We start from the raw sequence: 14,394 nt of genomic DNA on the forward strand, positions 1-14,394 counted from the left end.
CGACTCAAGTCTATTCTGGCGGCCGTCATGGCCGCCTGTTCTCCGTCACAGATTGTTGGAAGTTGTTATGAATACTCAATTCCGTAAACGTTTACCTGATTCTGAACTTTGCTATTACGATACAAAAGAAGCAATAGAAGCTATTAAACCCGGTAGCTATGAGACTCTACCTTACACCTCACGTGTTCTTGCTGAAAACTTAGTGCGCCGCGCTGAGCCTGAAAAACTCAATGATTATCTTGAACAGATCATCGAGCGTCGTCGCGATTTGGACTTTCCGTGGTTTCCTGCTCGCGTGGTTTGCCATGATATTTTGGGTCAAACTGCACTAGTCGACCTTGCGGGTTTACGTGATGCTATCGCTGAAAAAGGCGGAGATCCAGCTAAAGTCAACCCTGTCGTGCCGACTCAGCTGATTGTCGATCACAGCTTGGCAGTAGAGCATGCTGGTTATGAAGAAGATGCGTTTGAGAAAAACCGCGCGATTGAAGACCGTCGAAATGACGACCGTTTTCACTTTATCAACTGGACTAAAACGGCATTTAAAAACGTCGATGTGATCCCGCCGGGCAATGGTATTTTGCACCAAATCAATTTGGAAAAAATGTCGCCAGTTATTCAAGCGCGTGACGGTGTTGCCTTCCCAGATACGCTTGTTGGCACCGACAGCCACACGCCACACGTAGATGCACTGGGTGTTATTGCCGTTGGCGTGGGTGGCCTTGAAGCGGAAAGCGTAATGCTTGGTCGTGCGTCTTACATGCGATTGCCGGATATTGTTGGTGTTGAAATCATTGGTAAACGCCAACCGGGGATCACCGCAACAGATATCGTACTGGCGATCACTGAGTTTTTGCGTAAAGAGCGCGTCGTTTCTAGCTACTTAGAATTCTTTGGTGAAGGTACGCAAGACCTTAATCTAGGTGACCGTGCGACAATTTCAAACATGACACCAGAGTATGGCGCAACCGCGGCCATGTTCTACATCGATGAGCAAACCATTGATTATTTGAAGCTCACAGGCCGTGATGACGAGCAAATCAAGTTGGTGGAAAAATACGCTAAATTAACTGGGCTTTGGGCTGATTCTTTACAAAACGTACAGTACGAGCGTGTACTTAAGTTCGATTTGTCGACGGTGACACGTAATATTGCAGGCCCTTCAAATCCGCATCGCCGCGTTGCAACTAACGACCTTGCCAATCAAGGTATCGTTAAAGAGATTGAAGCGCCAAAAGATGGCTTGATGCCAGATGGTGCCGTGATCATCGCTGCTATTACCAGCTGTACTAACACCAGTAATCCACGCAATGTAGTTGCCGCAGGCTTGCTCGCACGTAATGCCAATAAATTAGGCCTTGCCCGTAAACCTTGGGTGAAAACGTCTTTTGCACCGGGGTCGAAAGCAGTACGTTCTTATATGGAAGAGGCAAAGCTCCTACCTGAGCTTGAGCAGCTCGGTTTTGGTGTCGTTGCCTTTGCTTGTACGACTTGTAATGGCATGAGTGGCGCACTTGATCCGAAAATTCAACAAGAAGTGATTGACCGTGATTTATACTCAACGGCAGTGTTATCGGGTAACCGTAACTTTGACGGCCGAATTCATCCATACGCAAAGCAAGCCTTCTTAGCTTCACCGCCACTAGTTGTAGCTTATGCAATTGCAGGCACGGTGCGTTTTGATATTGAAAATGGCGTGCTTGGTCGCGACCAAGAAGGTAATCCGGTCACACTTAAAGATATCTGGCCAAGCGATGAAGAAATCGATGCAGTGATCAAAGAAAGCGTAAAACCAGAGCAGTTCCGCGCCGTTTATGAACCAATGTTTGACCTCACGGTAGACTATGGTGAAGACAACGACCCACTTTATCAGTGGCGTCCAACGAGTACTTATATTCGACGCCCTCCTTATTGGGAAGGGGCATTGGCGAGCGAGCGTACCATGAAAGGCATGCGTCCATTAGCGATTTTAGGCGATAACATCACGACGGATCATTTGTCACCATCGAATGCGATTTTGGCAAGTAGTGCGGCGGGTGAATATCTGGCCAAAATGGGTTTACCGGAAGAAGATTTCAACTCATACGCGACACACCGAGGTGATCACTTAACGGCGCAGCGTGCGACATTCGCCAACCCCAAACTGTTAAACGAAATGGTGGTAGAAAACGGTGAAGTAGTACAAGGTTCACTGGCGCGTGTTGAGCCTGAAGGCAAAGTCACCAGAATGTGGGAAGCCATCGAAACCTACATGGAGCGTAAGCAACCGCTGATCATCGTTGCTGGCGCGGATTACGGCCAAGGTTCGTCTCGTGACTGGGCTGCAAAAGGTGTACGTTTGGCTGGAGTTGAAGTTATCGCAGCAGAAGGCTTTGAGCGTATTCACCGTACCAACTTAATCGGTATGGGAGTATTACCGCTTGAGTTTAAAGCGGGCACAACCCGTAAAACGCTTGAACTCGATGGTACAGAAACCTATGACGTTGAGGGGGAACCGGCACCAGGTGCTACTTTAACTCTTGTGATTAATCGTCAAAGTGGTGAGCGTGTAGAGGTGCCTGTGACTTGTCGCTTAGATACCTTTGAAGAAGTTTCTATTTACTCTGCTGGCGGCGTGTTACAACGCTTTGCCCAAGACTTCCTCGAAGCGGAAGGTGTGTAACCATGAGTCAATTTAAGCCGCAAATTAAAATTCCCGCCACTTATATGCGTGGCGGCACCTCTAAAGGGGTGTTCTTTAATTTAACTGATTTACCCGAGTATGCGCAGCAACCGGGCGAAGCGCGAGATAACTTGCTGCTACGTGTGATTGGCAGCCCAGATCCCTATGGTAAACATACCGATGGCATGGGGGGAGCCACTTCCAGTACCAGTAAAACCGTGATCTTAAGCAAAAGCGATAAAGCTGACCATGATGTGGACTACTTATTTGGTCAGGTTGCAATCGACAAACCATTTATTGATTGGAGCGGAAACTGTGGCAATTTAACGGCTGCGGTGGGGGCATTTGCAATCAGCAATGGCTTAGTCGACGCGCATAAAGTGCCTGAGAACGGCGTTGCTGTCGTTAAAATCTGGCAGGCGAATATTAGCAAAACCATAGTGGCGCATGTTCCTATCAGCAATGGAGAAGTGCAAGAGACGGGCGATTTTGAACTGGATGGCGTAACTTTCCCAGCGGCAGAAGTGGTGGTTGAGTTTATGGATCCAAGCGACCCAGATGTTGATATGTTTCCGTCGGGCAATCTCGTCGATACGTTAACTGTGCCTGATGAAGGCACCTTTGAAGTGACCATGATTAGTGCCGGGATCCCCACGCTTTTTTTCCGTGCTGCCGATTTAGGTTATGAAGGTACAGAGTTACAAGAAGCGATTAATGGAGACTCAGCGGTACTTGAGCGATTTGAAAAGATCCGTGCCTATGGCGCAGTGAAAATGGGGTTGATAGGTCATATTGACGAAGCGAAAGTTCGCCAACATACCCCCAAAATTGCTTTTGTTGCACCCGCTAAATCTTATGCTGCATCGAGCGGTAAAGCGGTGGAAGCCAATACCATCGACTTAAACGTTCGTGCCTTATCTATGGGTAAACTGCACCATGCGATGATGGGCACAGCCGCTGTGGCGATAGCAACCGCAGCAGCAATTCCTGGCACCCTAGTTAACGAAGCGGCAAGTGGCGGTGATCTTAACTCAGTGACCTTTGGGCACCCATCAGGCACCTTAAAGGTTGGCGCGCAAGCACAGCAAGAGTCTGGCCGTTGGCAAGCTAAAAAAGCCGTCATGAGCCGCAGCGCTCGCGTGCTAATGGAAGGCTTTGTTCGCGTCCCAGAGGCGTAACTCCACACTAAATTTAAGGCTCTGTTCCCAAGAGCCTTATTCTCAATATAAGAAAACTCCTGAGTTATTGCTTGGTCGTGAAGGTGTGCCAGTCGCTTGGCTACGTCTGCGGTATCTATCAAGCAAACTCGTAATATAAAAAATCATAAGGATAAGATGATGTTCGAAGCTCTACTTTCTGTGGCAATTACAACTGCGGTGTTACTTGGCTCACCAGGGCCTGCGCCGCTAGCACTTGCGGCAGCTGGCGCCAGCCAAGGTGTGAAAAAAGGTTTCCCGTTCTTAGCTGGTATTTTGGCGGGATTGTTAGTAGCAGTGATTTGTGCGGCTACGGGAGTGGCTGGACTGCTGGTAAGTCAGCCGCAGGTGACGCTCGTGCTAAAGTGGCTTGCAGCCGCCTACTTAATTTACGTCGCCTATAAAATTGCAGCAAACAACTCGGCGCTTGGTAATACTGGCGCACAGCTACCTAGCTTTAAAGATGGGTTTATTCTTAACCTCCTTAACCCCAAAGCCTACGCGGCTTGCATCGCTATTTTTGCGACTGCTTCGGTGCCTGCAGGCTCAAATCTAGTTGCTACGTTACTTGCCGCTAGCGTGTGCTACGTGGTGGCGATAGTGGTCGACACAATGTGGCTGGCATTAGGTGGTGTGATTTTTAAAACATTGAAAGATGAGACCGTGCTAAAGCGTGTTCGATATGGTTTTTCATCAACGTTAGTACTGCTGGTACTGTATGGGTTATTTTTTGCTTAGAAAGGTATTAATACCCATATGACATAATTCAAACATGGAATAACAACTGGCGCGCCCAAGCTGTTATTCCTGATTGTGTTAAATGGAATTGTGTTCAGCACGCCAGCACAGGCTAGTCAAAGGTAAGCACAACTCTTCCGTTTATCTCACTGTTCAGCATATCATCGAATATATCGTTGATGTGCTCAAGTGGTTTGGTTTCTATAATAGCCTTAACTTTTCCTTCAGCTGCAAATTGAAGGCATTCCGTTAGATCTTGACGAGTACCCACGATACTACCAACTACACTGATACCTTTAAGTACAGTATCAAAAATCGGGATTGGCATTTCTTCAGGTGGTAAGCCAACTAAAACGCATGTACCGCCGCGCTTTACACTATTGAACGAAGTAGTAAATGCAGGTTTAGATACTGCGGTACAGACAACCGCTTGGACGCCGCCAAGTTGCTCTTGCATCTCTTGTGCGGGTTCATGGTGCTTAAAGTCGATACATAAATCAGCGCCAAGCTCCTTTGCAAGCGCTAACTTTGATTCACCAGTGTCCACTGCAACCACATTTAGCCCCATGGCTTTGGCGTATTGTACTGCTAAGTGGCCGAGGCCACCAACACCAATAATAGCCACCCACTCTCCCGGCTTGGCTTGTGATACTTTTAACGCTTTATAGGTAGTGACACCCGCACAAAACAATGGCGCAGCATCAACAAACGATAGACCTGCTGGAATTTTTATGACGTAGTTTGCATCAGCTTTGCAAAATTGAGCATATCCGCCATCCACAGAGTAACCGCTATTTAGTTGATCTGGACATAAGTTTTCATCGCCTTTGAGGCAGTGCTCGCAGTGACCACAGGCACTATGCAGCCAAGGTATGCCGACTCTATCTCCAATGGCCAGATGTTTGACATCGTCAGCTTTTGCGATAATCGTACCAACACCCTCATGACCTGGTACTAGAGGTAATTTTGGTTTTACCGGCCAATCACCGTGACACGCATGTAAGTCTGTATGGCAGACACCGCAGGCGGCAATTTCTACAATGACCGACCCTTGGGTGAGCTCAGGCTTTTCAACTTCTTGAATTTCTAGTGGCTGTTTAAATTGATGCACTAACGCAGCTTTCATCATGTTGCTCCTTGATTGGGTGGCTAAATATAGTTAATCTGAGTTGCTGACAATACCAAGTTAAATCCCAAAACAGTATGTTGTGTAACTTTCTGCAAGCCTCAGAGTACTCAGTTTAACAGCAGTTGCAGCGCCATCATTGATCAGAAACAAAAACAGAGTTGATCTAAAAAACAATATAAGAAAAGGATCAAAGATACTGTAAAGTAGTGTTTTAGTGCTTTAATAATGTATCTGAGCGTACTTCAAGGAAAACAATGGAACTTCAAGAATTTAAGCGGGATTTGCTGAATAGCATCTTCGCCGCGAACAAACATAGCGCAAATTTAAGTGTGTTATTTCAAGCATTCACTCAAGTCCTGGGTGAGCTGACAGGGATTGAGACTGAGTTTGATATGAATGATTGGAGTAATGTAAACACCGAGTTTGGCGTTGCGATTTCCCCTGTGCAAGCAGCTAAGTGCACTCAAGAACAATTACGAAGCCTTGTCTTTATGCAGGGGGTAAAAGCTGCGATAGAAGACAAGCTAAACCAAGGTTTACCTGAAGTACGTATTTTATACGCAGGTACAGGCCCCTATGCAACCTTGCTTGTTCCTTTACTCGCTATGCTCCCTGACTTACCTGTTCGAGCGACATTACTCGACATCCATAAAGAGAATGTTTCAGCAGTACAGCAACTTATTGATAAGCTGGATGTTGCACATTGCGTTGAGGAAGTGGTGTGCACCGATGCACTAAAATGGCAGCCAAAAGATGCAGATAAATTCGATATTATTATTTCGGAAACGATGACGGCCCTCCTAAAAAGGGAGCCACAAGTATGGATCTTTAAGCATTTATTCCCATATTTGCAAGAAGATGGCGTGTTGATCCCCGAGTCGATAGCGCTTTTTGCTACATTAAAAAGAAGCGATGCTGAGGTTCAAGTCGGTGAGTTTTTTAATTTGCAGCGCACAACCGTTAAAAAATTAAGTGAAGGAGATAGCTCGGTATTGACTGGAACGTTAACGATCCCTGAGGAGTATGAGCCAGGCGACGGCTTTAAGTTGAATACGCATATTACTGTGTATAAAGAGCACATGCTCGGTGAGCATGAGAGTAGTCTTAACGTTCCTTTTACTATTCCATGTGAAGCTACGAATTTATCAGTTGGTGCAGAAGTGAAGTATCAGTACTGTAATAACAGCTCACCTGAGTTCATATTTGATTTCCCCAAACCTCCCAAGTTTATACAAACTCAACAAATAGCTCCTTTAGACGAAAAGAGTGCGCTGGGATTGGTTGGGCTCTTAAGCATGTTTCAACACTCGCAACTAAAAAAGCATAGGAAATCCATAGAAATGCCTGAAGCAGTTTGGATGTGTCTGCAAACACTGTGTGATGAGCTTAATATATCGCTTCAAAATTACTTAGCAACGCTTTATCAATCAGCGAGCATTGATACACTTGAAGCTTGGTTGGTGACGCAAGATACGAGATTGAACAATGCGGATTTTATCAATGATCTGAATGCGAAATTGCTTAAGTAATGGTTATATGCACGGCTCAATGAAGGTGGCATAGGTTTGATGTGCCTCGTCGTATCAAGGGGAAATAAGAGAAGTTAACTAACTATCCTAAATTCAGGTTAAAGAAGATGATAAAGCTAGTACCAAGTGAGTTTGTAGAATTGGCAATTTTATGTGAAATGGAAAGCGCGCAGGAAAATACAGAGTTTATTTTGAGTAGTACACTGGCGGCTCATCAACAATTGTTTATTGAGCCTAATGTCTATTATTTGAATATACAGGACGGAGATGAGATAGTTGGTTTTATACTTTTGGCTGCTGAACCAGATAAAAATAGCGTCGAATTTCGCCRTATTGTTGTTAGCAAAAAAGGAATGGGTATTGGGCAAAAAGCGCTGCAGCTGATGGAAGCGTATGTATTAGTTGAATTAAAGATGGTACGTATTTGGTTGGATGTATTTGCCAAAAATAAGCGAGCATTACACATTTATCAAAAACAAGGGTACAGTCAATTTGATTCACTACAACACAATAATAAAACTTTACTATTATTAGAAAAGGATCTTGTCAAATAGTACACTCGAGGTATCGATTTTAGGGATGTTTTAGGGACCTTTGATGGCAAATTTAAATGATTACTTTGTCCACTCCCCTTGCGTAAGGCAGTGCTGTTTGGACGATAACGATGTGTGTGTTGGCTGTTTTAGGACACTGCAAGAAATCACCAGCTGGAGTCGCTTTAGCGAAGACGAAAAGCGAGAAGTCATTGTTAACTGCACAAAGCGAATGCACACATCAGAAACTAAAACCCACCACCCGTCTAAGCGCTAACCATACTATTGCAAAAAAGTGAACGCAGTAGTAAGTGATAACAGCTGCTAAAGAACAAGTTATACCAATTTTCTTAATTAAGTGGTCTATTTTGAGGCGAGAAAATCTTGTCGATAACCCCGCTACCGCGTCCTGCTCACGCCGAGGTACCTACGTCCTGTAGGCAAGGCAAAAATTTTGCTATTTAGTTGTTCTAAATAAGAAATTTTTAACGCGGTTAGCGTCAGATTTACTCCTTCAAATTGAGCAAGTATTAAGTCAAATTGGTATTATTATCCCTAGTTTAGGTTAATGCTCAAGCTTTCCGAGTAATTTCAAGCATTACTCGTCAGTTACACCACTAAACATTTTTGAATTACAGCACTGATGCTCCGGATTTTTGCTTCCCGCTTTTTGAACTGTTCCAGTTTCGAGACAGGTTGTTTAATTACTGTGTCTCACTTTCGACACACCTGCTATCTTATTCTCTACTGAAATAGTTTATCGTATTGATTATTAATGAAAAAAATAATGGCCTGAAACTTGATTCATATCCTGTATTCTTAAAGAGGAGTACAGAGTATGGATATAAAACTAGCAAAAACTCAGCGCTTACCAATGACTAAAGTGGTGTTGCTGGTTATTGCGCTACTTGTCGGGGGCTTGGTCGTTTTCACCAAAGCATATACGCAAAGCGCGTCGAATGTGGTTTTTCAAGATGAATTAATCGTCGCCAAAGTGCAGCAAGGAGAGTTTGAGCTGAGTGTGAAGGGGCTGGGTAGTTTAGTACTAGAGAAACGCCACTTGGTAACTAGTATCAGCGGAGGGAAAGTGGTTGAGGTCTTGGTAAAGCCCGGAGAAATGGTCACGCAAGGGATGATAATTGCGCGACTAGAAAACCCTGCTTTACATCAGACATTGACTCAAAAACAAAGCTTGCTGAGCAAAACGGTAGCACAACACGAAGCTGAACTGGCTGAATTGCAAGCGAAAGTACAGCAAGCAAAAACGGCTCACTACGACGCTTTGTTGGCCTATAAAGCTGAAAAAGCCCAGTGGCAAGCACAAAAAACCTTGATAGACAAAGGTAACAGTACCATTTCCATGCTTGACCATCAGCGCAGCGAATTTGCAATGCAGCGCAGTCAAAAACAAGTTGAATTACAACAAACCAGCGTTGCTACTCAGCAAGCTGTGTTGCAAGCGAAAATGACCGCTCAGCAGGCCGAGCAAGCCAGTTTATATTCTGAAATTAAGCTGCTTAAAGAGAACATTACTGCGCTTAAAGTGCGTGCGCCCATCACAGGTCAAATTCAAGATGTATTTATTGAATTAGGCATGCAGCTAGCTAGCACCAGCTCAGTAGCTGAGGTCGCTGATCCCCGCTTACTAGTCGCTAAAATTAATGTCGCTGAATTAGATGCACCACAGGTACAAGTTGGGCAACAAGCGACGATAGACACCTACACCTCTCGTTTTGGTGCTGTTGTTAATCGTGTTTCTCCACAGGTGGTAAATGGCCAAGTGGAGGTGGAGCTAAGCATCACAAATACACTGCCAAAAGAAGCCAGAGACAAGCTCAATATTGAAGGCGTAATTGTGACCAGTCATCAATCAAACGCTACTTTTGTTGCCATGCCTGCCAATGCCGTGGCAAATAATCAAGCCAGTGTCTTTGTTGTTGATAAACATTTGGCGACGAAAAAAACAGTTAAATTTGGTCAGCGTTCGGTAAACTATATAGAAGTGCTTGAAGGCCTTAATAAAAATCAGACTATCATCATTTCCGATATGGAAAAATACACTCAAGATAGCCAAGTGCTAGTGCGTTAACAGGACATCATTATGAACTCAGTTATTCAACTCAACAACATCGAAAAGCGATTTCAAACAGACGAAATTGCAACGCAAGCGCTAGATGGTATTAATCTCGTAGTAGAGCCCGGCGAGTTTGTGGCTATCACGGGACCGTCAGGGTGCGGCAAGTCAACGTTACTGTCAATTTTGGGCTTGATTGATGAGCCAAGTAACGGCGAGTACTTTATCAGTGGTAACCAAGCGTTTAATTTAAACTCGGACGAGCGTGCTCATATTCGTGCCAATCATATCGGTTTTATTTTTCAGGCCTTTAATCTTATCAGTGATTTAAACGTGCTCGAAAATGTCATGTTACCGTTGACTTATATCGGCGGCATTAGCCAAAAAGAAATGGAGCAAAAAGCCAAAGATGCGCTGTCGATGGTGGGATTAGAAAACCGCATCAATCATTTTCCTTCTCAGCTGTCAGGCGGACAGCAACAGCGTGTTGCGGTTGCAAGAGCCTTGATTAATTCACCAGATTTGATCCTTGCGGACGAGCCGACCGGTAACTTGGACTCAAATAATGCCCAGCAAGTGTTAGGATTATTAAGTGAACTCCATAGTGCTGGCAAAACCATCTGTATGGTTACACACGATATTGAGTCAACGACATATGCCAGCCGCGTTATCACCATGTTAGATGGCAATATTCTTAGAGATAAAAAGCAGTTTGAGCGTGCAAGCAAAGTCGTTGGAGCTTAATATGGGGTTATTATTAGATTTTCGTTATGCGCTAAGAAATATTGCAAAATCAATACGCTTCACGTTATTGATGATGTTTATCATGGTTGGCAGTTTGACCATATCACTTATTGGTTTTAACTATATTTACACAGTCGCCTTTTCACATAGCCAAGTAAATAGTAGTAACACTGAAATTAGGATCCTCAAAGTTCACAATCCTATCAGTATGCAAAGTCAATTTTCGTATAATATGTTGCCACAGCTCAAAGCGCTCGATGAAGTTAACCAATTGGATGAGTGGCTTTACATCGCTCCGGCACAAGTTTGGGTAAGTGATGCTGAGAGAGGCAGTCATTATCGTGGCTCGTATGTTGATGAACGCTTTTTTCAGTTTTTGAATAGTAAACCGGCACTTGGACGATTTTATACCGCTGAAGATTTTATCGGTTCAGCCCAAGATGTAGTGGTTATTTCAGATTACCTATGGCTGCACCTATTTCAAGGCAGTAAAGATGTTATTGGGCGAACCATGATTATCGACCAAAAGCCCTACGAGATAATCGGTGTGATGCCCAAGCGCAATAATTTTCCTGTATTTTCTAAGCTCTGGTTACCATTAAAAGCGAATAATGCCGCACCTGAAGACGAGATAAATATAATCTATAAGTTGCCGAGCGAGGCACTGGAAGCAAAGCTTGAGCAGCGTCTAAGCTTATTTTTCAGCGATTATGTCAAACAGCGAATGAGCCGCTCTGCACTTGAAGTAGATAAACGCGTGCGAGTTGAGTCGATGACACTTGTTGAATATAACACTGATGGCGAAGCGGTGTTTATCTTTGCTTTATTTATGGTTGGTATCGTACTTATCCTACTTATCTCTTCCATTAATATCGGTAACTTATTGTTCGCAAAAATCCTTGAAAAACAGAAAGAGTCCGCGATTCGCGCAGCCATTGGTGCGAAGAAAATGAGAGTGATCCAGCAACACGCATGCGAAGGGTTTATATATTGCTTTGGCAGTTGGACCGTGGCGTTACTATTAACAGATCTTGGCTTGCGAGCGCTGAACCTATTTATGAATATGATGTTTAGCGGAAAAATGCCGTACTGGTGGTATTGGCAACTTGACGGGGTGACCTTGTTAGTGTCTTTGCTATTAATAGGCTTAGTATTTCTGATTGCAGTGTTATTACCTGCAGTAAAAACGGCTAATTTTAATATTAACGAAGTATTGCGAGACGGTACCCGAGGCGCGATTGGCAAACAAGCTGGATTGATGTCAAAACGCCTACTGTCTTTGCAGGTGATCTTAGTGAGCTTTATGCTGATGGCATCGAGCACCATAGGCTATGTGATGTATTCTATGGCGGGAAATATTGATGGGGGAGCTCTTAAGGGTATGTATTCGAGTGAGCTGCAATTTGCAGATGAAACTGTGTATTCCAGTAATAAGGCGCTAGATATGGCTGCTGCCTTGCTCACTTACATGACCATTGAGCCAAGCTTTAAAGCAGCTCAAATGTACCTACGAGGGATTGAAGCTGAGGTATTAACTGCTCAAGGTGATATTTACACCGATAAAACCATTAATATAAAGGCTGTTTCAGCGCTTTTTGTCCGTGAACTGCAAAGTGGCAGGAACTTCACCGAGCAAGACAATATGGAAGGGGCACCAGTGGTGATTATTAGCCAGTCGTTGGCACATGCGTTATTTGGTAGTGAAGACGTACTTGGGCGCTCACTGACATTGCGCGGTGCAAAATGGCCAAGCGCGCAGATTATTGGTGTCGCAGTTGATGAAAAAAGTGCAGTGGCCAGTGACAGCCGCCATGAAGCCTATTTTAGCTTTTGGCAATATGCGCCAACAACGAATGCCATGGCCGTTAAATTTGTGACTGAACTGCCGCCAAGTCAGAGCTATGAAGCGTTTTATCGTGCTTTGGGTCAACTCGAGCACAAACTTGAAACCCATTATATTTTTGATCACTACGATAACCATCGCTCCATGATCGGGGCTTTTACAAGCATCATTTATGTGTTTTTGATTGTCGGTGGGTTTGCATTGACGCTTTCTTTAATTGGTATTTACGCCATGGGGTTAAGTACGATAAATAAGTCTGGGCATGAAATAGGTATTCGCCGTACTTTAGGGGCAAAAGATGGTCAGATCATGTTGTTATTTATCAAGAAAAACCTTGCCCATACCTTAACTGGGTTGATGATTTCTGCATTAATTTTCTATATCTTGTGTTATCTTGCGGTAGACTTTTTCCGTGGTGTTGTGCCATTCAGCGTAATGTTTGGCGCAGGTACAGTGACTTTGTTGCTGGTATTTGCGGCGGTGTGCTTTGCGTTATACGTGCCGGTGAAGCGCTGCATAAAAGTCCAACCTGCGGTTAGCTTAAGAATGGAATAATAATGTGAAAAAGGTGCTCATAGTAGATGATTCGCTTGATATTCAAGCGAGTCTGAAGTTTTTACTTGAAGATGAAGGCTATACTTGCCATGGCGTCGTAACACCAGATGCAGCGTTTGATTATGTGAGTACGCAAGAAGTAGACTTGGTGTTATTGGATATGAACTTTACCCAAGATACGACCAGTGGTAAAGAAGGCCTTGCGGCAATCTCCCAATTGATGCAAATCGACCCACTTTTACCGATAGTAGTGATGACTGGCTGGGCGACGTTAGATCTCGCTGTGAATGCCCTCAAGCAAGGTGCAGCGGATTTCATCGAAAAACCTTGGGACGATGAGCGCCTTGCTCACAGCATAAAAGTACACATTGAGAAGCGTGCTGACAGACAAGACTTAGTACGCCTCTCCGCTGAAAATGAACGCCTTAAAAAGACTCAGCGGTCAATTAACTTTGTTACACAAAGCGAACACAAACAGCGAGTGCTCGCGCAACTGACGCAGTTAGCGCAAAGTGAGATGAATATTTTGCTCACTGGTGAAAATGGCACGGGAAAGAGCTATTACGCGCAGTATATACATGAGCATTCTCGACGCGCAGATGGCAGTTTTATCTCAATTAATATGGGGGCAGTGAGCGATGAGCTGTTTAATTCTGAATTATTCGGGCACAAAAAAGGCGCGTTCACAGATGCCAAAGAAGATAGGGTTGGGGCATTTACGCTCGCGAGTAACGGCTCATTATTTTTAGATGAAATTGCTAACTTGTCACTACGCTCGCAAGCAAAGCTGTTACAGGTTTTAGAGGAGAGAAAATACACTGCTGTTGGTAGCCACAAAGTTTTGGAAAATACGGCCAGAATCATATCGGCGACTAATAGCAAACTTCATGATGCTATCGCCAATCAAGCGTTTCGCCAAGACCTCTACTACCGACTCAATACGGTTGAAGTAGAAATACCGCCGTTAAGAGCGTGTCCTGAAGATATTTTGCCACTAGCAGAACGCTTTTTATCCCAGTTTAGTCATAATTATAAAAAACCACTCGCAAGCTTAATGCCTTGTGCAGTCAAAGCGCTTAACCAATATGAGTTTTTGGGTAATGTAAGAGAATTAAAACACATGATGGAACGGGTTGTGTTCACGTGTGCAAACGCTAAAGTTTTTGCCAGTGACTTGGCACTCAATAACGCCTCAGACCAGTCGCTTCACTCAACAACAAAAAGTACGTCAGTTATACCCGAGAATCACGATTTAACGCTGGATGAAATTGTAGAGCAGGCACTGTTTAGCCGCTTAGCGTTTCATGGTGGCAATGTTTCAAAAGCAGCCAAAAGTCTTGGTTTGTCTCGTAGTGCTTGGTATCGCAAGATGGATAAATACGAATAGGAGC

Annotated in this window: 11 protein-coding genes; 10 read left to right on the forward strand and 1 reads right to left on the reverse strand. The window is 44.3% G+C overall.

The annotated features are described in order from the left end of the window. Positions 1–67: 67 nt before the first annotated feature. The 3 genes from acnD (at position 68) to EAG18_RS12020 (ending at position 4,596) form a co-directional block, all read left to right on the forward strand. Positions 68–2,662, forward strand: coding sequence for a Fe/S-dependent 2-methylisocitrate dehydratase AcnD (gene acnD / locus EAG18_RS12010; RefSeq protein WP_125252622.1), 2,595 nt, complete (start codon positions 68–70; stop codon positions 2,660–2,662). Between the two features lie 2 nt (positions 2,663–2,664). Beyond that, on the forward strand, positions 2,665–3,840 hold the full coding sequence (prpF, locus tag EAG18_RS12015) for a 2-methylaconitate cis-trans isomerase PrpF (protein ID WP_125252623.1): 1,176 nt from the start codon (positions 2,665–2,667) through the stop codon (positions 3,838–3,840). Between the two features lie 156 nt (positions 3,841–3,996). Further along, complete coding sequence (locus EAG18_RS12020; RefSeq protein WP_275557283.1) at positions 3,997–4,596, forward strand: LysE family translocator; 600 nt, start codon at positions 3,997–3,999, stop codon at positions 4,594–4,596. Between the two features lie 112 nt (positions 4,597–4,708). On the opposite strand, the gene adhP is transcribed toward EAG18_RS12020, so the two are convergent. Continuing rightward, positions 4,709–5,722 (reverse strand): alcohol dehydrogenase AdhP, encoded by a 1,014-nt coding sequence (adhP, locus tag EAG18_RS12025; RefSeq protein ID WP_125252668.1) that lies wholly within the window; start codon positions 5,720–5,722, stop codon positions 4,709–4,711. 257 nt (positions 5,723–5,979) lie between these two features. On the opposite strand from adhP, the gene EAG18_RS12030 reads away from it, so the two are divergent. From EAG18_RS12030 to EAG18_RS12060, 7 genes are all read left to right on the forward strand, one after another. Further along, positions 5,980–7,254, forward strand: coding sequence for a phytanoyl-CoA dioxygenase (locus EAG18_RS12030; protein ID WP_125252624.1), 1,275 nt, complete (start codon positions 5,980–5,982; stop codon positions 7,252–7,254). Between the two features lie 107 nt (positions 7,255–7,361). Continuing rightward, the gene (locus EAG18_RS12035) at positions 7,362–7,808 is read left to right on the forward strand and encodes a GNAT family N-acetyltransferase (RefSeq protein ID WP_125252625.1); all 447 of its coding nucleotides are present in this window, start codon (positions 7,362–7,364) and stop codon (positions 7,806–7,808) included. Positions 7,809–7,851: 43 nt separating this feature from the next. Next, the gene (locus EAG18_RS12040) at positions 7,852–8,064 is read left to right on the forward strand and encodes a DUF1289 domain-containing protein (protein WP_125252626.1); all 213 of its coding nucleotides are present in this window, start codon (positions 7,852–7,854) and stop codon (positions 8,062–8,064) included. Positions 8,065–8,625: 561 nt separating this feature from the next. Beyond that, a complete protein-coding gene (locus tag EAG18_RS12045; protein WP_125252627.1) occupies positions 8,626–9,876 on the forward strand; it encodes an HlyD family efflux transporter periplasmic adaptor subunit in 1,251 nt (416 codons plus the stop codon). A 12-nt stretch (positions 9,877–9,888) separates the two neighbouring features. After that, entirely contained in the window at positions 9,889–10,605 is a 717-nt protein-coding gene (locus EAG18_RS12050) for an ABC transporter ATP-binding protein (RefSeq protein ID WP_125252628.1), read from the forward strand. Position 10,606: 1 nt separating this feature from the next. Then, positions 10,607–13,003, forward strand: a complete 2,397-nt coding sequence (locus tag EAG18_RS12055; protein WP_125252629.1) for an ABC transporter permease — start codon at positions 10,607–10,609, stop codon at positions 13,001–13,003. 4 nt (positions 13,004–13,007) lie between these two features. Beyond that, positions 13,008–14,390: a sigma-54 dependent transcriptional regulator gene (locus tag EAG18_RS12060; RefSeq protein ID WP_125252630.1), complete on the forward strand. Its 1,383-nt coding sequence runs from the start codon at positions 13,008–13,010 to the stop codon at positions 14,388–14,390. The last annotated feature ends 4 nt before the right edge of the window (positions 14,391–14,394 follow it).

This window comes from Pseudoalteromonas sp. J010, from assembly GCF_003934235.1.
Lineage (GTDB): Bacteria > Pseudomonadota > Gammaproteobacteria > Enterobacterales > Alteromonadaceae > Pseudoalteromonas > Pseudoalteromonas peptidolytica.